The sequence below is a fragment of the Streptomyces sp. B3I8 genome (assembly GCF_030816915.1).
Classification (GTDB): domain Bacteria; phylum Actinomycetota; class Actinomycetes; order Streptomycetales; family Streptomycetaceae; genus Streptomyces.
The window spans coordinates 891,440-909,476 of sequence record NZ_JAUSYN010000002.1 but is presented as its reverse complement, the minus strand read 5'-3'; the positions used below and the strand labels follow the sequence as shown (position 1 = coordinate 909,476).

Below are 18,037 nucleotides of genomic sequence, written 5' to 3'. Positions count from 1 at the left end.
CTGTTACCGTGCCGCCATGCGCGCTCCTCTCGGACACTTCGACTCCGCCCTCCCCGCCCCCGAGTGTCTCGACACGCTGGTCGGCCCGGTCGCCGACGCCGTACGCCACTGGGCGGGCGCCGTACCCGCCGACCAGCTCGTGTACGTGGACACCGACCCCGAGTGGGCCGACACCGTGACCTTCGTCCAGCACTACGGCCAGGAGCTGCTGGAGCGGTCCGCGAACTGCGTCGTCGTCGCGGGCCGGCGCGGCGGTGGGACCACGCTCGCCGCGTGCGTCGTCCTCTCCACCACCCGTGTCGACGTCAACGGTGTGGTGCGCAGGCAGCTCGGCGTCCGCAAGGCGTCGTTCGCGCCGATGGAGACGGCGACGGGGGAGACCGGCATGGAGTACGGCGGCATCACGCCCGTCGGCCTGCCGGGCGACTGGCCGCTCCTCGTGGACGCGGCCGTCGTCGACCTGCCGTACGTCCTGGTCGGCAGTGGCCGACGGCGCGGCAAGCTGCTGCTGCCCGGCAAGGCGTTCGCGGAGCTGCCGAACGCCGTGGTGCTGGAGGGGCTGGGCGTCGCGGCCGGCTGAGCCTTCGCCGGCCACGCGTACGCACACGGCGGTGGGCCGGGACCTCGAAGGGTCCCGGCCCACCGCCGTGTCACGGTTCCTGCCGTGTGTCCGCGGTGCCGCGCCCGTGGGCCCCGCAGAGACGGAGGCGGGGGCTCAGGCGGCCGCGGCGCCGGACTGCGCGACGAGCTGGTCGACGACCTTGCCCAGGCCCTCGACGACCTCGGCGTCGTCGGCCGGGTGCAGCTCGGCGAAGCGGATCACGGAGGAAGGGATGGAGAGCTTGGCCTCCTCCACGACCTTGCCGCCGGCGATGCCGACCGCCTTGCGGGTCTCGTCCTGCGCCCACACCCCGCCGTACTGGCCGTACGCGGTGCCGACCACGGCGACCGGCTTGCCCGCGACGGCACCGGTGCCCATCGGGCGGGAGGCCCAGTCGATCGCGTTCTTCAGCACGGCCGGGATGGTGCCGTTGTACTCGGGCGAGAACAGAAGCAGGCCGTCCGCCTGGGCGATCGCCGTGCGCAGGGCGACGGCGGCCTCGGGCGCCGAACCTTCCACGTCGATGTCCTCGTTGTAGAAGGGGATGTCGGCCAGGCCCTCGAAGATGCTCACCTCGACGCCCTCGGGGGCGTGCTTCGCGGCGGCCTCGGCGAGCTGACGGTTGTGGGAACCGGCGCGGAGGCTGCCGACCAGGGCGAGGATGCGAACGGACATGGTGAGAAACTCCCAGGTAGAGCGAGCGGAGGGGGGAAACGGACCAGAGTCCGTTGAATGTTGTACAACTTAGGTGGCCGGTGTCCGAGTGTCAAACGGACCGCGGTCCATCCGTACTAACGGACTCCGGTCCGTATGTCTTCCCGGAGCGCTACTCTCTTTTCATGACCGAGCCGCTCCCCTCCCCGCGCCCGTCGTGGGACGACCCCGCCGGACGGGCGGACCTGGTGCTCGAATCCGTGGGCGAGGGACCCCGGTTGCGGGCGGACGCCGTGCGCAACAGCGCCCGGCTGCTGGAGGTCGCCGCCGACCTGGTCACCCTGCGCGGCGCCGAGAACCTCACCATGGAGGCCGTCGCCAACGGGGCGGGAGTCGGCAAGGGCACCGTGTTCCGGCGGTTCGGCGACCGGGCGGGGCTGATGATGGCCCTGCTCGACTCGCACGAACAGGCCCTGCAGGAGCGGTTCCTCACGGGACCGCCGCCGCTCGGTCCCGGCGCCCCCGCCGTGGAGCGGCTGCGGGCCTTCGGCTCGGCGGTTCTGCGCCACGAGCAGGCGCACCGCGACATCTATCTCGCCGCCCAGACCGACAGCCGCCGCCGGCGCACCGTAGGGGCTTACCGCCTCCGGCTGAGCCACCTCCGCCTGCTGCTGGGTGAGGCGAGGGCGGGCGGCGACCTCGACCTGCTCGCCCACTCTCCTGCTCGCCTCCCTGGACACCGCCCTCGTCGACCACCTGGTCGTCCGGGAGGGCATGTCGCTGGAGCGCGTCGAGTCCGGCTGGTACGCCCTCGTGGCGCGCTGCACGGGGGCCGTGGCGCCGGACGGCCGCTGACGGACCCCCGTGCGGGCCGCCCGCCGACGGCCCACCGTGTGGTCCTCCGCTGACGGCCGTCCCCGGGCGGCCCGCACGGTGGGCGGCATCGTCGCAGGTGGGAGCCGTGGGGATCGGAGATGACAACGGTCACCGGTGCAGCCTTTGCCGTTCCGTGCGCCGATGCGTTTGACTTTCGTCCGGGGCACCCACTGCGGTGTCCGGGTGAGGCGGTCGCCGCCGGACCCGGGCGTGGCAGTCGGAGCACCGCACCCTGGCCGGGTGCGACGCGTCCGCGGCAATGGGGGAAGGCATCCGACATGAGCGACCACGACCACCGGCACGACGACGACCAGAGGCGCGACCACGGCGACGACCGCACGCGCGCCCGCGGCACGGGGCGGCGCCCCGCGCCCGGTACGGACGACACGTTCGCCGGTCACACGAGTCACATCACTCACACGAGTCATATGAGTCACACGGGTAACTCAAGTCACCTCAGTCGTTCCGCCCACGCCGAGGCCTCCGGTCCCGACAGTCACGCCGGTCATGGCGGTCACGGCGGTCACGGCGGTCACTCGCACGGTGTGTCCGCCGACGCCGACCGCCGCTGGCTGGGGGCCGCGCTCGTCCTGATCACCGTCTTCATGGCCGCGGAGGTCGTCGTCGGCCTCCTCGCCGGCTCGCTGGCCCTGCTCTCCGACGCGGCCCACATGCTCACCGACGCCGCGTCCATCGTGCTCGCCCTGGTCGCCATGCGGCTGGCCGCGCGGCCGGCACAGGGCGGCTACACCTACGGGCTCAAACGTGCGGAGATCCTGTCCGCCCAGGTCAACGGCCTGACCCTGCTGATCCTGGGGGCCTGGCTGGCCTACGAGGCGGTGCGCCGGCTCATCTCCCCGCCGGCGGTCGAGGGCGGACTGATGCTGGTCACCGCGCTGGTCGGCATCGCCGTCAACGTGGCCGCCACCTGGTGCCTGTCCCGGGCCAACCGCACCTCGCTCAATGTCGAGGGCGCCTACCAGCACGTCCTCAACGACCTGTTCGCCTTCATCGGCACCGCCGTCGCCGCGCTCGTCGTCGTGCTGACCGGCTTCGCCCGGGCCGACGCGCTGGCCACGCTCGTCGTCGTCGCCCTCATGGTCAGGGCGGCCTATGGGCTGTTGCGCGACTCCGGGCGCATCTTCCTGGAGGCCGCGCCCACCGACGTCGACCCGGACGTGCTGGGCGACCGCCTGGCCGGCCGGTCGGGCGTCGTGGAGGTGCACGACCTGCACGTCTGGCAGATCACCTCGGGCCAGGCCGCACTGTCGGCGCACGTCCTGGTGGAGCCGGGCGGCGAGTGCCACGAGGTGCGGCGCGATCTGGAGAAGGTGCTGCAGGGGGAGTACGCCATCACGCACACCACGCTCCAGGTCGACCACGCCCCCGAACGGCTGCTCCAGGTGGCGCTGCCCGGCGACACCGCCGCCACCGCCGATTCCGCCGGCACCGCCCCGCCGCGCGGCCCGCACTGCGAGCGGGCGCACGGGCCGGTCCACCGGGACGGACCCCACCCCCACTGAGCGACGACGGCGGCGGGAGTTCAGACGAGCCGCGGGATCTCGATGGCCGGGCAGCGGTCCATCACCATCTCCAGGCCCGCCGAGCGGGTGCGCGCGTACGCCTCCTCGTCGATCACGCCGAGCTGGAACCAGACCGCCTTGGCCCCGATCGTGACCGCCTGATCGGCCACCGGACCCGCCAGCTCGCTGTTGACGAACACGTCCACCACGTCCACCGGGAACGGGATCGCCTCCAGCGAGGGATAGCCCGGCTCGCCGTGGACCGCCTCGGCCTTGGGATGCACCGGCACGATCCGCTTGCCGAACCGTTGCAGGACCCCGGCGACGCCGTACGCCGCCCGGTTCGGATTGGTCGACAGGCCGACGACCGCCCAGGTGTCGCCCAGCTCCGTGAGGATCGTGCGGATGGTCGCGCTGTCGCCGTACACGTGGGACTCCTTCGCCGTCGGACCGGTGCGTGACACGAGGACACGCCCGTCACGCGCAACGACGGGGAGCGTGACGGGATTCCCGGGCCTACGCTTCGCAGCGTGCTGCGTATCACCGACGCCCGGAGCGGCGAACCCATCGACCTCCCCCGCGGGCTGACCCGCGTCCACGTCCACCCGGTGGGCGAGGACACCACCGCCCTGCGGCTGCTGCTCGTGGCGGACGTGCTGGCGCGTGCCCTGGACCTCGACGGCAGCCCCTGCCTCACCGTCGCCCGCGTCGGTCCGGACCTGCGGGCCCGGGCCGACGCGCTCGGCATCCGCCGCGCCGAGCCGGAGGCCCCGCCCGGCGGACGCGTCCTGCATGTGCGCGGCCCCGGCCGGCCGGCCCCCGAGGACGGGCCGCACCTGGAGGTGGCCCCGTCCGACGACCCGTCCGACGACCCGTCCGGCACCGCGGACCCCACCGCCCTGCGCCTCGTGCTGCTGGCCCGCCCCCGCCGGCTGCCCGCCGCCCCGGACGCCGGGGCCCTGGCCGAGGCGGCACGGACGCTGGCCCGGTGGCGCCGGTCGGTCGCGGGCTGGGCGGAACATCCCTCCCGCCCCGTCCCCGACGAGGTACGCGGACGACTGCGGGCCGCCTGGGAGGACGATCTCGACCTGCCCGCCGCCCTCGACGTGCTGCGAAGCCTGGAGGCGGGCGAGGCGGGCGTGACGAGTGAGGCGGGCCGGAAGGGCGGGGCGGGTGAGAGGGACGGGGCCGTGCCGCCGGGCGCCCGCTTCGAGTCCTACGCCTACGCCGACCGGCTGTTCGGCCTGGAGCTGACCCGGGAGATCGGCACCCGGTACTGACACCGCCGCCCGGCCCCGCCGCGGCGGGGTGCCCGAGGTGCCCCGGACGGTGCCGCACGGCCGGCGCATAGGCTGCCCGTATGCAGGACGAGTACCGCACGATCGCCCACGCCGGCGTGCACGAGACCGAGATCAACCGCTCGCGTTTCCTGTGCGCCCTCGCCCCCGCGGCCACCGAGCGGCAGGCGCAGGACTTCGTCGCCGCCGTCCGCGGGGAGCACGCCGCCGCCACGCACAACTGCTTCGCGTACGTCATCGGCGCCGACGCCTCCGTGCAGCGGGCGAGCGACGACGGCGAACCGGGCGGCACCGCGGGCGTCCCCATGCTGCAGATGCTGCTGCGCCGCGACATGCGGTACACCGTCGCCGTCGTCACCCGGTACTTCGGCGGTGTCAAGCTCGGCGCGGGCGGACTGATCCGCGCCTACGGCGGCGCCGTCGGCGAGGCCCTGGACGCACTCGGCACGGTCACCCGCCGGCGCTTCCGGCTCGCCACCGTCACCGTCGACCACCAGCGCGCCGGCAAGGTGCAGAACGAGCTGCGGACCATGGGGCGCGAGGTGCGCGACGTCCGTTACGGGGAGGCGGTCGCCCTGGAGATCGGGCTGCCGGACGCCGAGGTGGACGCGTTCCGCGCCCGGCTCGCCGACCTCACCGCGGGAACCGCCCGCCTGGAGCTGGGCGGAGAGGTCTACGGCACCATGTGAGCCGCGGAACGGGACAAAGTGGGCGCGGGCGCGGTGCATTGGGGGTGCCTGGGGAGGAAGTGGCTCGAGAGTCGGGCATATCGGGCCGATACGGGAGTAGCCGCCCGCGTTGTCGTACCCTGCCGTTAGTCTCGGGGATCATGAGGCTTCTGCACACGTCCGACTGGCATCTCGGCCGGTCGTTCCACCGGGTGAACATGCTCGATGCCCAGGCCGGGTTCATCGCGCACCTGGTCGAGACCGTGCGCGTGCGCGAGGTCGACGCGGTGGTCGTCTCGGGGGACGTGTACGACCGGGCGGTGCCCCCACTGGCCGCCGTGGAGTTGTTCGACGACGCCCTGCACCGCCTCGCCGAGGCCGGCGTGCCCACGGTGATGATCTCCGGGAACCACGACTCGGCCCGCCGTCTCGGCGTCGGCGCCGGGCTGATCGACCGCGCCGGCATACATCTGCGCACCGACCCCGCCGCCTGCGGCACCCCGGTCGTCCTCGCCGATGCCCACGGGGACGTCGCCTTCTACGGCCTGCCCTACCTCGAACCCGCCCTGGTCCGCGAGCGGTTCGGGGTGGAGAGGGCCGGCCACGAACAGGTGCTCGCCGCCGCGATGGACCGGGTCCGCGCCGATCTCGCCGACCGCCCCGCCGGCACCCGCTCCGTCGTCCTCGCCCACGCGTTCGTCACCGGCGGCGAGGCCAGCGACAGCGAGCGGGACATCACCGTCGGCGGCGTCGCCTCGGTACCCGCCGGCGTCTTCGACGGCGTCGACTACGTGGCCCTCGGCCATCTGCACGGCAGCCAGACGCTCACCGAACGGGTCCGCTACTCCGGCTCCCCGCTGCCGTACTCCTTCTCCGAGGCGAGCCACCGCAAGAGCATGTGGCTGGTCGACCTCGGCGCGGACGGAACGGTCACCGCCGAGCGCGTCGACTGTCCCGTCCCGCGCCCGCTCGCCCGGATCCGGGGCCGCCTGGAGGACCTGCTCACCGGCGCGGAGCAGGCCCAGCACCAGGAGGCGTGGGTGGAGGCCACCCTCACCGACCCGGTTCGGCCCGCCGAGCCCATGGCCCGGCTCATCGAGCGCTTCCCGCACACCCTCAGCCTGGTCTTCGACCCGGACCGCGCCCCCGAGGAGCCCGGCCTCAGCTACGCCCGCCGGCTGGCCGGCCGCTCCGACCATCAGGTCGCGGAGGACTTCGTGGCCCATGTGCGCGGGGCCGCCCCCGACGACCGTGAGCGCCTCGTCCTCCAGGACGCCTTCGACGCCGTACGCGCGGACGCCGGGACCCGGGAGACCGCCCCGTGACCGGCAGGGCGGACACGGGCACCGACACGGCAGCGACACCGGCACCGGCGTCACGGGGGAGGGGGAGCCGATGAGGCTGCACCGGCTGGACATCACGGCCTTCGGGCCCTTCGGCGACACCCAGAGCATCGACTTCGACGCCCTGTCGGCCGCCGGGCTCTTCCTGCTGCACGGACCGACCGGTGCCGGCAAGACCTCCGTCCTGGACGCCGTCTGCTACGCGCTCTACGGGGCCGTGCCCGGCGCCCGGCAGAGCGGACAGGGCCTCACCCTGCGCAGCGACCACGCCCCGCCCGGCACCCGCACCGAGGTACGGCTCGACCTCACCGTCGCCGGCCGCCGCCTGGAGATCACCCGGCAGCCGCCCTGGGCCCGCCCCAAGAAACGCGGCACGGGCACGACCACCGACAAGGCGCAGTCCTGGCTGCGCGAGTACGACACCCCGGCCGCCGCGTGGAAGGATCTCAGCCGCTCCCACCAGGAGATAGGTGAGGAGATCACCCAGCTGCTCGGCATGAGCCGGGAGCAGTTCTGCCAGGTGGTGCTGCTCCCCCAGGGCGACTTCGCCCGGTTCCTGCGCGCCGACGCCGAGGCCCGCGGCAAGCTGCTCGGCCGGCTGTTCGACACCCGTCGTTTCGCCGACGTCGAGAAGCGGCTCGCCGAACTCCGGCGCGCCGCCGAGGCCGACGTGCGCGACGGGGACGCCGCGCTGCTCGCCGACGCCCACCGCATGCAGCAGGCGGCGGGCGACGGCATGCCGCCGCCGGAGCTGTCCCCCGGCGACGCGGGGCTCGCCGAAGCCGTGCTGACCTGGGCCGCCCTCGCCCGCACCACGGCCCGGGAACGGCTCACGATCGCGACGTGCGCGCACACCGCCGCCGAGGCCGCCTCGTCCACCGTCCGTCGTGCGCTGGACGAGGCCCGCGAACTGGCCGCACTGCAGCGCCGGTTCGCGGACGCCCGGGAGCGTGCCGCCCGTCTCCACGAGCATGCCGGCGCCCACGAGCAGGACCGGGCCCGGATGGAGCGTGCCCGCAAGGCCGAGCTGGTCGCCCCGGCCCTCGGCCTGAGGGAGTCGGCGGAACGCGAGCACGCGCACGCGGCACGGGCGGAGGCCGACGCCCGGGCAGCGCTGCCCGCACCCCTCGCCGGACTGGACGCCTCCGGACTCGCCGCCGCCTCCCGGCGGACCGCCGAGGAACGCGGCGGCCTGGAGTCGGCCCGGCGCGCGGAGGACCGGCTCACCGCGCTCCTCGCCGAGCAGCGCGAGCTGGACCGCGAGGACCTCGCCGACGACGCGGAACTCCGGGACGCCGAGAGCTGGCTCGCCGACTGGGAGACGGTCCGCGAGGAACTCCAGAACCGGATCGACGCCGCGCAGGAGGCCGCCACCCGGGCCGAACAGCTCGCCGTGCAGCGCGAACCGGCCCGCGCCCGGCTCGGCGCAGCCCGGCTCCGCGACCGGCTCGCCCGCGACACCGAGGAGGCCGCCGTCCGCGCCCTCGCCTCCCGGGAACGCGCCGCGCACGCCCACGAGGACTGGCTCGCCCTGAAGGAACAGCGACTGCGGGGCATCGCCGCCGAACTCGCCGCCGGCCTCGCCCCCGGCGAACCCTGCGCGGTCTGCGGCGCCACCGACCACCCCGCCCCCGCCCGCAAGGACGCCGGCCACGTCGACCGCGAGACCGAGGAACGGGCGCTCGCGGAGTACCGCCGCGCCGACGGGGAACGCGCCGAGGACGAACGGCGGCACGCCGCCGCACGGGAGGCGCTCGCCGCCGCCGGCGCCGAGGCGGGGGACGCCCCCGTCACCGAACTGGCCGCACTCGCCGAGGAGGTGGAGCGCCGCTACGCGCAGGCCCGCGACGCCGCCTCCGCGCTGCACCCCGCGCAGGAGGAGCTGCGCCGGGCCGGGCAGGAGCACGAACGGCGCGACGCCGCCCGGCAGCGGGCCGCCCTGCGCGCCGCCGCCCGCGTCTCGCGCCGGGACGGGTTGGAGCGCGAACGGGCCGCGCTGCGACAGGAAGTGGACCGCGCCGCCGGGACCGCCGGAAGCGTCGCCGCGCGCGCCGCCCAACTGGACCGCGAGGTGGAGCGGCTCACCCGGGCCGCCGAGGCGGCCCGCGTCGCGGACGACACCGCCCAGCGGCTGAAGACCGCCGACGCACGCCTCGCCGACGCCGCGTTCCGGGCCGGGTTCGACACCCCGTCCGAAGCGGCCGCCGCACTCCTCGGCGACGACGCCCACCGCGCCCTGCAGCGGCGCCTCGACGCCCGGCAGCAGGAGGAGGCCGCCGTCCGCGCGGTGCTCGCCGAACCGGAGACCGCGGCCGCCGCCCGCCGACCGGCCGCCGACGTCGGGTCCGCGGAGCGGGCCGCCGAGCAGGCCGGCCGACGCCTCCAGCAGGCCGCCTCCGCACGGGACGCCGCGGCCCGGCGGTGCGCCGAACTCGACCGGCTCTCCGCGCACGCGACCACCGCGGTGCGCCGGCTCGCCCCGCTGCGCGACACCTACGACCGGGTGGCCCGCCTCGCCGCGCTCACCGCCGGCACCTCCGCCGACAACGAACGCAAGATGCGGCTGGAGTCCTACGTGCTCGCCGCCCGCCTCGAACAGGTGGCGGCCGCCGCGACCGTACGGCTGGGGCGGATGTCGTCCGGGCGCTACACCCTGGTCCACTCCGACGATCGCTCCGGGCGGGGCCGCAGCGGCCTCGGACTGCACGTGGTCGACGCGTGGACCGGACGCGAGCGCGACACCGCCACTCTCTCGGGCGGCGAGACGTTCTTCGCCTCCCTCGCCCTGGCCCTCGGCCTCGCCGACGTCGTCACCGACGAGGCCGGGGGAGTGCGCCTGGACACCCTCTTCATCGACGAGGGCTTCGGCAGCCTCGACGACCAGACCCTGGACGAGGTCCTCGACGTCCTCGACTCCCTGCGTGAACGCGACCGCAGCGTAGGCATCGTCAGCCACGTCCCCGACCTCCGCCGCCGGGTGCACGCCCAACTGGAGGTGCTGAAGGACCGCACGGGGTCGAGGGTGCGGCACCGCGGCCTGTAGGGGCGCGGGGGACTGCGCATCGTTTCGGGGGTCCGGGAGGCGGAGCCCCGGGGACGGGGCGGCGGGGGCGAAACAACTCCCGGCGCCGCCCCCACCCCTCACAACCGCGACAACTCGTCCACCAGATCGTCGAGCCCCAGCGCCCCCTGGGACAACGCGGCCATGTGCCACGCCTTCGCATCGAAGGCGTCCCCGCGCCGCTTCCGCGCCGCCTCCCGCCCCAGCAGCCACGCCCGCTCGCCCAGCTTGTACCCGATCGCCTGCCCCGGCATCGACAGGTACCGCGTCAGCTCGCTCTCCACGAAATCCGCCGGCCGGCTGCTGTGCGCGCCGAAGAACTCCTGTGCCAGCTCCGGCGTCCACCGCTCACCCGGGTGGAACGGCGAGTCCGCCGGGATGTCCAGCTCCAGGTGCATGCCGATGTCGACGATGACCCGCGCCGCCCGCATCATCTGCGCGTCCAGGTACCCCAGCCGCCGCTCGGCGTCGGTGAGGAACCCCAGCTCGTCCATCAGCCGCTCCGCGTACAGCGCCCACCCCTCCATGTTGGCGCTCACCCCGCCGATGGTCGCCTGGTAGCGCGAGAGGTCCTCGGCGACGTGCGCCCACTGGGCGAGCTGGAGGTGATGGCCCGGCACCCCCTCGTGGTACCAGGTGGAGACCAGGTCGTAGACGGGGAACCGGGTCTGCCCCATCGTCGGCAGCCACGTCCGCCCGGGCCGGGAGAAGTCGGCGGACGGCGCGGTGTAGTAAGGGGCCGCCGCGCTCCCGGCCGGGGCGATGCGGGACTCCACCCGGCGCACCCGCTCGGCCAGTTCGAAGTGGGTGCCGTCCAGCGCCTCGATCGCCTCGTCCATCAGACCCTGCAGCCAGACCCGCACCTCCTCCACGCCCTCGATGTGCGTGCCGTGCGCGTCCAGGTGGGCCAGCGCCACCCAGGGGGTCTCGGCACCGGGCAGGACCTTCTCGGCCTCCTGCCGCATCTCGCCGAGCAGCCGGTGGAACTCCGACCAGCCGTACGCGTACGCCTCGTCCAGATCCAGGTCGGTGCCGTTGAAGTAGCGCACCCAGCGCGCGTACCGCTCCCGGCCCACCGTGTCGGGAGCGCCCTCGACGGTGGGCGCGTACACGTCCCGCATCCAGTCGCGCAGCGTGCCGACGGCCGCGGTCGCCCCGCGCGCCGCCGTGTCCAGCTCCTCGCGCAGCGACGCGGGCAGAGACTCGGGCCGCGCGGCCGCGAAGTCCTCGAACCAGCCGCGCCCCGCACCGGTGTCCGCCCACTCGGTGAGCTGTCCGACGAAGGTCGCGGTCGGGCGCGGGCCGCCGTACAGCTTGCGCTCCAGGCCGAGCGCGAGGGACTCGCGGTAGCCGGCGAACGCGGCCGGGACCGTGCGCAGCCGCTCGGCGACCGCCGCCCAGTCCTCCTCGGTCGCGGTCGGCGTCAACGGGAAGACGTCGCGCAGTGCGTGGACGGGGGAGTGGATGTTGCTGACCGCGCGCAGGCCCTCGTCGGCCTCGTGCACGGCGAGTTCGGCCGTGAGCCGCTCGCGCAGCAGACGCGCGCACCGACGCTCGATGTCACTGTCCGCGCCCGGCAGGCGCTCCGCCTCGTCGAGCTTCGCGAGGGTCTCCCGCGCCAGCCGTGCGACGGCCTCCTGCCCCGCGGGGGAGAAGTCGGGGAGTCTGCCCGAACTCTCCTTCACGCCGAGGTAGGTGCCGGTGAGGGGATCGAGTGCGACGAGGGCGTCGACGTAGGCGTCGGCGACCTGACGGGGCAGCTGGCTGTTGGTGTCAGACATGCGGCCCATCCTCGTACGGAAGGGCCGCCCGCGTCAGCAGCGCCCCCGGCCGGTACCTGCCGCACCGCCGGATCTCACTCCCGTGCGGAGGTACCCCGGTGTTCTTCCGGCCCCGGCGGCAGGAGCGGCCCGCACTCCCACTGCTGGAAGATCAGCCGGGTCTCCACCCGGGCCACCTCACGGCGCGCCGTGAACTCGTCCAGGACCAGCCGCTGCAGATCGGCCATGTCCGCGACGGCGACATGCACGAGGTAGTCGTCGGGCCCGGTGAGGTGAAAGACCGTCAGCGCCTCCGGCAGGGCCCGGATCCGCTCCACGAACGGCCCCACCAGCTCCCGTCGGTGCGGCCTGACCTGGACGGACAGCAGTGCCTGCAGCCCGCGCCCCAGCTTGGCGGCGTCCAGCCGCAGCCGATGACCGACGATCACCCCCGAGCGGCGGAGCCGGTTCACCCGGTCCAGACAGGTCGACGGCGCCACCCCGACCTGGGCGGCGAGGTCCCGGTAGGTGGCCCGGGCGTCGTTCTGCAGCAGGCGCAGCAGATGGAGGTCCACCGGATCCAGTACGACGGATGCGGACATGCGGCGAACGTAGCACGGGCCCGGCCGCCGGAACCCCGGTCGGTGTTCAGTCTGCCGTGCATGGACTCCGACACCCGTGACACGTACGACGGCCCCTCCCCCGTCCGGTCCCCGGACACCGAGGCGGTGCACGCCGGGCGGGAGGATCTCGCCGCCCTGGGGCTGCACGCCCCGCCGATCGACCTGTCCACCACCTACCCCAGCGCCGACAGCAGGGGCGAGGCGGACCGCATCGACGCCTTCGCCGCCGAGGGCGCGGAGCCGGAGGGGCCACCGGTGTACGGGCGGCTCGGCAACCCCACCGTCGCCCGGTTCGAGCAGGCGCTCGCCCGGCTGGAGGGGACCGACAGCGCCGTCGCGTTCGCCACCGGGATGGCCGCGCTCAGCGCCGTCCTGCTGGCCCGCGGCGCGGCCGGGCTGCGGCACGTCGTCGCCGTACGGCCGCTGTACGGCTGCAGCGACCACCTGCTCACCGCCGGGCTGCTCGGCTCCGAGGTGACCTGGACCGACCCGGCCGGCATCGCGGACGCGCTGCGCCCCGGCACCGGGCTGGTGATGATCGAGACCCCGGCCAACCCGACGCTCGCCGAGGCCGACCTGCGGGCCGTCGCCCACGCGTGCGGTTCGGTGCCGCTGCTCGTCGACAACACCTTCGCCACGCCCGTGCTCCAGCGGCCCGCCGGGCAGGGGGCGCGGCTGGTGCTGCACAGCGCGACCAAGTACCTCGGCGGGCACGGCGACGTGATGGGCGGGGTGGTCGCCTGCGACGAGGAGTCCGCCCGGCGGCTGCGGCAGATCCGGTTCGCCACCGGAGGCGTCCTGCATCCCCTGGCCGGTTATCTGCTGCTGCGGGGTCTCGCCACGCTCCCGGTACGGGTGCGGGCGGCCTCCGCCACCGCCGCGGAACTGGCCCGCCGGCTCGCCGCCGACCCGCGCGTGGCCCGGGTCCGCTACCCGCGGATCGGCGGTGCCATGATCGCCTTCGAGACGCACGGCGACCCGCACGAGGTGATCGCCGGGGTCCGGCTGATCACCCCCGCGGTGAGCCTGGGCAGCGTGGACACCCTGATCCAGCACCCGGCGTCGATCAGCCACCGCATCGTCGACGCGGGGGACCGCCGGGACGCCGGCGTCACCGACCGGCTGCTGCGGCTGTCGGTCGGTCTGGAGGACGTCGAGGACCTGTGGGCCGACCTTGACGGGGCGCTGGGCCGCGCGGCGACGGCGGGGGAGCGGGAGGGGCGGATCGCGGTCGGCCGCGACACCTCGCGGTGACAGTGGTGCGGCCCCGGGTCGCACCGGCCGGGTCAGTTCCGTGCGGCCCCGTCGCCGTGCGCCCCGGTGGTGTCATGGGCCCCGGAGGCGTCGTGGGCGAGGGCCGGTGCCGTCCCCAGACGGGCGGTGACCACGAGGGTGCCCTCCTCGATCTGGTAGTCGAGGGGCAGGCCGAGTCCCCGCATCGCGGCGACCATCCCGGTGTTGGACGCCTGGGTGACCGCGTACACGTTCTCGCAGCCCGCCTCCACCGCCATCGCCACCAGCCGGCCGAGGAGTTGAGCACCGACGCCCCGCCGCTGCCAGGCATCCTCGACGAGCAGCGCGACCTCCGTCTCGTCGCCGTCCCACAGCAGATGGCCGAGCCCCACGATCCGCCCCGACGCCGTCCGCGCCGCCAGTGTGCGCCCGAACCGGGGGCTGAGCAGGTGGTCGAGGTAGCGGTCGGCGTCGCCCACCGGACCGTGGTACCGCATGCGCAGGGTGTGCGCCGAGCAGCGCTCGTGCATCGCCCGGGCCGCCGCGAGATCGGCCCCGTCGGCCCGGCGCACGGTGATCGCGTTACCCCCGGGCAGGGTGAGCACGTCCTGTCCGTCCGGTACCCGCGGGCCGAGCCGTGCGTCGAGTTCGACCAGGGCACGGGCCCGTGCGAACTCGGTCGGCGTGAACGGGAGGAACGGCCGCTCCACCGTGATCACACCGCCCTCGGGCGCCCGCAGCCGCATGACGGTCTCCTCCAGGGCGCCCTCGACCGGAGTGGTCCGTCCGGTGTGTCCGGTCCGCCCGGGGGCCTCGGCGGGCAGTGAGCGGATGGTGCAGCGGCCCAGCAACTGCCGCAGCGCCAGCGGGAGTTCCGCCGCGTCCAGGGCCGTACGGGTGGCCAGGGAGAGCACCCTGGTGGGGGCGTCCACCAGATCGTGGGCGTCGGCCCGCTCGATCCAGGTGCCGGTGCCGCCGGCCCCCGCCACGGACCGGGTGATCTCGGTGGTGGTCAGCCCGGCGGGGCCCCGCAGCAGGAACTCGTCGACGACGCTCTCGGCCAGCGGGTGCGTCTGCAGGCTCAGTACGTCGACGCGGTGGGCGGCCAGCGCGGCGCACAGCGCCGCGAGGGTGCCCGGCTCGTCCCGTACCGTCGTCCGCATCCGCCACAGCGTGGCCGCCCCGACGGCCTCGGCGACCGCGTCGGACCCCGACGGTCCGGCCCGTTCCACACTGCCGGCGATGTCGGCGGGCCGGGCGCCGCTGTCGGTACGGGGCGGGGCGTGACCGTGCCGGCGTGCCCACCACACGTGGAAGACGGCCGTGGCGACCAGGCCCGCGGCGGAGCAGACGAGCAGCATCGGCCCGTCCGGCCCGTGCCCGACGGTGTTCGCGACGGCGTCGGCCACGGCGACCGCCGTGAACAGTGCCGCCAGTTCGACGAGATCCCGCCGCCAGTGGTGGACGGGGCGCCCGTCCCGTGTGCGGGTGGTCTTCGGCAGATGCGACGAGTTCGGTGTCATGGAACCACTGTGGAGGAAACGTGTTGCCCGGCCACGAACGCTCTGTGACTGTGCGGTAAAGCGGTCGATCCGCCCGCATCACCGCGCACTCGGCGACCGGAAACGAACGTCGCGCACCGGGGGATGACTCCGGCGCGCGACGTGAGGAACCGAGATTACGCGAGCCGTCGCACCCCCGGGAGCGGGTGCGGGAACTGGTGCGGGCGCGGAGGCGTCACTGTCCCACCCGTCCGGGTTGCAGCACCTGGGTGAACAGCACCGCGCCGTCCTGCTCGCGCAGCCGGACCGTCAACTCCCCGCTGCCACCGTCGATGTCGACCTCGCCGAAGAACTGGTAGCCCTCCGCCGGCGACACGTTCGACGCGGTGGGCGCCTTCACGAACACCCGCTCGGGGCCGAACGTGCCGTCCAGTGCGCTCGCCGGGAAGGCCCCCGCGTTGAGCGGCCCCGAGACGAACTCCCAGAACGGCTCGAAGTCGGTGAACGCCGCCCGGGAAGGCTGGTAGTGCTGCGCCGAGGTGTGGTGCACGTCCGCCGTCAGCCACACCGTGCCGGTGATCCGGCGGTGCTTGACGTACCGCAGCAGCTCCGCGATCTGCAGCTCCCGTCCGAGCGGCCGGCCGGGGTCGCCCTGCGCCACCGCCTCGAAGTTCGGCCGCCCCTCGGTGGTGTCCGGGACGACCAGGCCGAGCGGCATGTCCGCGGCGATCACCTTCCACACCGCCCGCGACCGGGCCAGCTCCCGCTTGAGCCAGGCCAGTTGTTCGGCCCCCAGGATGCCCACCGGGTCGGTGGCCTGGGTGCCGGGGGAGTTGGCGTCGCGGTACGTGCGCATGTCGAGGACGAACACGTCGAGCAGCGGGCCGTGCCGCATCACCCGGTACACCCGGCCGTTCGGGTCGCCCGGCGGGAGCGTGGAGATCGGGAAGTACTCGCTGAACGCGCGGCGGGCGCGGGCGGCGAGCACGTCGAGGTGCTTCTCCCGGTACGCGGTCACCGAGTCGGCGATCACCTCGCCCGGGTACCAGTTGTTGCGCACCTCGTGATCGTCCCACTGGACGATCGACGGCACCTGGGCGTTGAACCGGCGCAGGTTGTCGTCGAGCAGGTTGTAGCGGAAGTTGCCCCGGTACTCGGCCAGCGTCTCCGCGACCTTCGACTTCTCCTCCGTGGTGACGTTCCGCCAGACGGAGCCGTCGGGGAGGGCGGCGGTGGCGGAGATCGGGCCGTCGGCGTAGATGCTGTCGCCGCTGCACAGGAAGAAGTCCGGGTCCAGTCTGGCCATCGCGTCGTAGATGCGGTAACCCCCCAGGTCCGGGTTGATGCCCCAGCCCTGTCCGGCGAGGTCGCCCGACCAGAGGAACCGCACTCCGCGGCGGCGGCCCGCCGGGGTGGTGCGGAAGGTCCCGGTCACCGGCTCACCGGTACGGCGGGGATCGTCCGGGTCGGCGAGCAGCACCCGGTAGTGGATCTGCTCGCCGGCGGGCAGTCCGTGCAGCCGGGTGGTGCCGGTGAGGTCGGTGCCGGGTCCGATCAGCGGACCGTGCCATCTGCGCGGATCGCGGAAGGACTCGGTGGCGGCGGTCTCGACGATCATCCGCGCCGGGCGGTCCGAACGGGCCCAGATCAGCCCGGAGTGCGCGGTGACGTCCCCGGCCTGCACGCCCCAGGAGGACGCCGGGCGCCCCGACCTGGCGAAGGCCGGTGCCACGCCGAGCGCGGTGGGCACGGTGACGGCGGCGGACGCGGCGAGCGCGCCGCGCAGCACGCTGCGACGGGCCGGTGACGGCGGTTGTGACATGGCGGGTCCTCCCGGGGTGGCTCCGGCTCTCGGCCGATGGGCACAGCCACACCTACCGGCGCCCCGCAGCGTCCGCGCGAACGCCGGATGAACAACGGGGCGACGCCACCCTTTCGGAGGCGCGGGACCACGGCCCCACGCACCTCCGCCCGGGGCACAGCTCGTGCACCTCGGCGCGGGCCAGGGCGAGCGTCTCGGCGACGACCGCCTCGGGTGAACGGCGGCCGGGGCGGGCGTAGATGCTGCTGGTGAGCACCGCGCGACCGGCCGCCGAACGCGACAACCGCTCCACCACCGGCAGCGGCAGTCCCCGCGCCGCCCGGCGCATCGCGGTCAGGATCCCGAAGGCGTACCGCCGTTCGACCGGCGTCCAGAAGCCGGCGGGGGACAGCGCGGTGACGGACCGTACGCGCTTCTCGCGCCCCGGCTCCAGGGCGAGCAGACCGCCCAGGGGGTTCCCGGCGACGTGGGGCCGGTCGGTACCGAGGGTGTCGCAGAGTGTGCCGAGCGCGGTGCTCATGGCCGGCAGGTCGTGGCGCACCCCGTCGGGGAGCGCCTCGGACGCGCCGAAGCCGGGCAGGTCGACGGCGATCACGTCCCGTTCGGTGGCCAGGATGTCGATGACCGGGTCGCAGGCCTGCCGGTGGTGCCCGATGCCGTGCAGCAGCAGGAGCGGCTCGCCGGTGCCCACGCGCGTGCAGGAGAGGGATGAGAGTGCGCGGACCGCGCGGGGAGGGGACGTCGAAGGACACCGCAGCCATGCTGCTGCTCCTTGTCTGCGGCGGTCTGCGGCGGTCTGCGGCGGTCTGCTGCGGTCTGCTGCGGTCTGCGGCGCTGTGGTGAGGGTGGCGGACCTCTGACGGACAGCTTGTCAGAACGGCTACCGGCGGGTAGCCCCCGGATGGCGCGAACCGTGCGCAGCCACCGGCGATGTCCGGTCACTCGTCCGAGGTCGCCTGGACACGCTGGGTGGCGGCGCGGTGGGATGGGCGCGTGCCGCCCGGGGTCGTGACCCGAACCCGCGGGGCGGGTCGGGGGGTCGGGGGGACCGGGAGGGCGTCGAACACGTCTTC

Annotated in this window: 14 protein-coding genes and 2 pseudogenes; 9 read left to right on the top strand and 7 right to left on the bottom strand. The window is 74.6% G+C overall.

What is annotated here, in order from left to right; translation table 11 throughout:
• The first annotated feature begins 16 nt into the window (after nt 1-16).
• Nucleotides 17-580 carry a YbaK/EbsC family protein gene (locus QFZ64_RS06280; protein WP_307063182.1) on the top strand — a complete coding sequence of 188 codons (564 nt, stop codon included), beginning with the start codon at nt 17-19 and terminating at the stop codon, nt 578-580.
• Nucleotides 581-715: 135 nt separating this feature from the next.
• Here the strand turns inward: QFZ64_RS06280 and QFZ64_RS06275 are convergent, their stop codons facing one another.
• A complete protein-coding gene (locus QFZ64_RS06275) occupies nt 716-1,276 on the bottom strand; it encodes an NAD(P)H-dependent oxidoreductase (RefSeq protein WP_307063180.1) in 561 nt (186 codons plus the stop codon).
• Between the two features lie 164 nt (nt 1,277-1,440).
• Between QFZ64_RS06275 and QFZ64_RS06270 the strand changes: the two are divergent.
• Nucleotides 1,441-2,110, top strand: a pseudogene (locus QFZ64_RS06270) (TetR/AcrR family transcriptional regulator).
• A 449-nt stretch (nt 2,111-2,559) separates the two neighbouring features.
• Entirely contained in the window at nt 2,560-3,654 is a 1,095-nt protein-coding gene (locus tag QFZ64_RS06265) for a cation diffusion facilitator family transporter (RefSeq protein ID WP_373430726.1), read from the top strand.
• A gap of 20 nt (nt 3,655-3,674) precedes the next feature.
• Here the strand turns inward: QFZ64_RS06265 and QFZ64_RS06260 are convergent, their stop codons facing one another.
• Nucleotides 3,675-4,082, bottom strand: coding sequence for a CoA-binding protein (locus tag QFZ64_RS06260; RefSeq protein WP_307063176.1), 408 nt, complete (start codon nt 4,080-4,082; stop codon nt 3,675-3,677).
• A 102-nt stretch (nt 4,083-4,184) separates the two neighbouring features.
• Here QFZ64_RS06260 and QFZ64_RS06255 point away from each other — a divergent pair, with 102 nt between their 5' ends.
• The 4 genes from QFZ64_RS06255 to QFZ64_RS06240 all read left to right on the top strand — a co-directional run bounded on the left by QFZ64_RS06255 (nt 4,185) and on the right by QFZ64_RS06240 (nt 10,006).
• Complete coding sequence (locus QFZ64_RS06255; RefSeq protein ID WP_307063174.1) at nt 4,185-4,934, top strand: hypothetical protein; 750 nt, start codon at nt 4,185-4,187, stop codon at nt 4,932-4,934.
• 80 nt (nt 4,935-5,014) lie between these two features.
• Complete coding sequence (locus QFZ64_RS06250) at nt 5,015-5,641, top strand: YigZ family protein (RefSeq protein ID WP_307063171.1); 627 nt, start codon at nt 5,015-5,017, stop codon at nt 5,639-5,641.
• A 140-nt stretch (nt 5,642-5,781) separates the two neighbouring features.
• Nucleotides 5,782-6,945 carry an exonuclease SbcCD subunit D gene (locus QFZ64_RS06245; RefSeq protein ID WP_307063170.1) on the top strand — a complete coding sequence of 388 codons (1,164 nt, stop codon included), beginning with the start codon at nt 5,782-5,784 and terminating at the stop codon, nt 6,943-6,945.
• Between the two features lie 70 nt (nt 6,946-7,015).
• A complete protein-coding gene (locus tag QFZ64_RS06240; RefSeq protein ID WP_307063168.1) occupies nt 7,016-10,006 on the top strand; it encodes an SMC family ATPase in 2,991 nt (996 codons plus the stop codon).
• A gap of 98 nt (nt 10,007-10,104) precedes the next feature.
• On the opposite strand, the gene QFZ64_RS06235 is transcribed toward QFZ64_RS06240, so the two are convergent.
• Together QFZ64_RS06235 and QFZ64_RS06230 are read right to left on the bottom strand one after the other, a co-directional pair.
• Nucleotides 10,105-11,805 carry a DUF885 domain-containing protein gene (locus QFZ64_RS06235; RefSeq protein WP_307063166.1) on the bottom strand — a complete coding sequence of 567 codons (1,701 nt, stop codon included), beginning with the start codon at nt 11,803-11,805 and terminating at the stop codon, nt 10,105-10,107.
• Between the two features lie 74 nt (nt 11,806-11,879).
• The gene (locus QFZ64_RS06230) at nt 11,880-12,386 is read right to left on the bottom strand and encodes an Lrp/AsnC family transcriptional regulator (protein ID WP_307063164.1); all 507 of its coding nucleotides are present in this window, start codon (nt 12,384-12,386) and stop codon (nt 11,880-11,882) included.
• 60 nt (nt 12,387-12,446) lie between these two features.
• On the opposite strand from QFZ64_RS06230, the gene QFZ64_RS06225 reads away from it, so the two are divergent.
• Nucleotides 12,447-13,661 (top strand): PLP-dependent aspartate aminotransferase family protein, encoded by a 1,215-nt coding sequence (locus QFZ64_RS06225; protein WP_307063162.1) that lies wholly within the window; start codon nt 12,447-12,449, stop codon nt 13,659-13,661.
• Nucleotides 13,662-13,693: 32 nt separating this feature from the next.
• Here the strand turns inward: QFZ64_RS06225 and QFZ64_RS06220 are convergent, their stop codons facing one another.
• From QFZ64_RS06220 to QFZ64_RS06210, 3 genes and pseudogenes are all read right to left on the bottom strand, one after another.
• Nucleotides 13,694-15,163: a GNAT family N-acetyltransferase gene (locus QFZ64_RS06220; RefSeq protein ID WP_307063160.1), complete on the bottom strand. Its 1,470-nt coding sequence runs from the start codon at nt 15,161-15,163 to the stop codon at nt 13,694-13,696.
• A gap of 214 nt (nt 15,164-15,377) precedes the next feature.
• Nucleotides 15,378-16,964 carry an alkaline phosphatase gene (locus QFZ64_RS06215; protein ID WP_307063158.1) on the bottom strand — a complete coding sequence of 529 codons (1,587 nt, stop codon included), beginning with the start codon at nt 16,962-16,964 and terminating at the stop codon, nt 15,378-15,380.
• 172 nt (nt 16,965-17,136) lie between these two features.
• Nucleotides 17,137-17,725, bottom strand: a pseudogene (locus QFZ64_RS06210) (alpha/beta fold hydrolase); the annotation flags it as partial.
• On the opposite strand from QFZ64_RS06210, the gene QFZ64_RS06205 reads away from it, so the two are divergent.
• Entirely contained in the window at nt 17,679-17,807 is a 129-nt protein-coding gene (locus QFZ64_RS06205; protein WP_307071979.1) for a hypothetical protein, read from the top strand. The pseudogene QFZ64_RS06210 and the gene QFZ64_RS06205 sit on opposite strands and share 47 nt — an antisense overlap.
• Nucleotides 17,808-18,037 lie beyond the last annotated feature (230 nt).

Coding starts and splice junctions, on each gene's coding strand:
- QFZ64_RS06240 (WP_307063168.1), top strand. CDS start 7,016: ATGAGGCTGCACCGGCTGGACATCACGGCCTTCGGGCCCTTCGGCGAC.
- QFZ64_RS06225 (WP_307063162.1), top strand. CDS start 12,447: ATGGACTCCGACACCCGTGACACGTACGACGGCCCCTCCCCCGTCCGG.
- QFZ64_RS06220 (WP_307063160.1), bottom strand. CDS start 15,163: ATGACACCGAACTCGTCGCATCTGCCGAAGACCACCCGCACACGGGAC.
- QFZ64_RS06280 (WP_307063182.1), top strand. CDS start 17: ATGCGCGCTCCTCTCGGACACTTCGACTCCGCCCTCCCCGCCCCCGAG.
- QFZ64_RS06215 (WP_307063158.1), bottom strand. CDS start 16,964: ATGTCACAACCGCCGTCACCGGCCCGTCGCAGCGTGCTGCGCGGCGCG.
- QFZ64_RS06245 (WP_307063170.1), top strand. CDS start 5,782: ATGAGGCTTCTGCACACGTCCGACTGGCATCTCGGCCGGTCGTTCCAC.
- QFZ64_RS06235 (WP_307063166.1), bottom strand. CDS start 11,805: ATGTCTGACACCAACAGCCAGCTGCCCCGTCAGGTCGCCGACGCCTAC.
- QFZ64_RS06275 (WP_307063180.1), bottom strand. CDS start 1,276: ATGTCCGTTCGCATCCTCGCCCTGGTCGGCAGCCTCCGCGCCGGTTCC.
- QFZ64_RS06265 (WP_373430726.1), top strand. CDS start 2,560: ATGAGTCACACGGGTAACTCAAGTCACCTCAGTCGTTCCGCCCACGCC.
- QFZ64_RS06230 (WP_307063164.1), bottom strand. CDS start 12,386: ATGTCCGCATCCGTCGTACTGGATCCGGTGGACCTCCATCTGCTGCGC.
- QFZ64_RS06250 (WP_307063171.1), top strand. CDS start 5,015: ATGCAGGACGAGTACCGCACGATCGCCCACGCCGGCGTGCACGAGACC.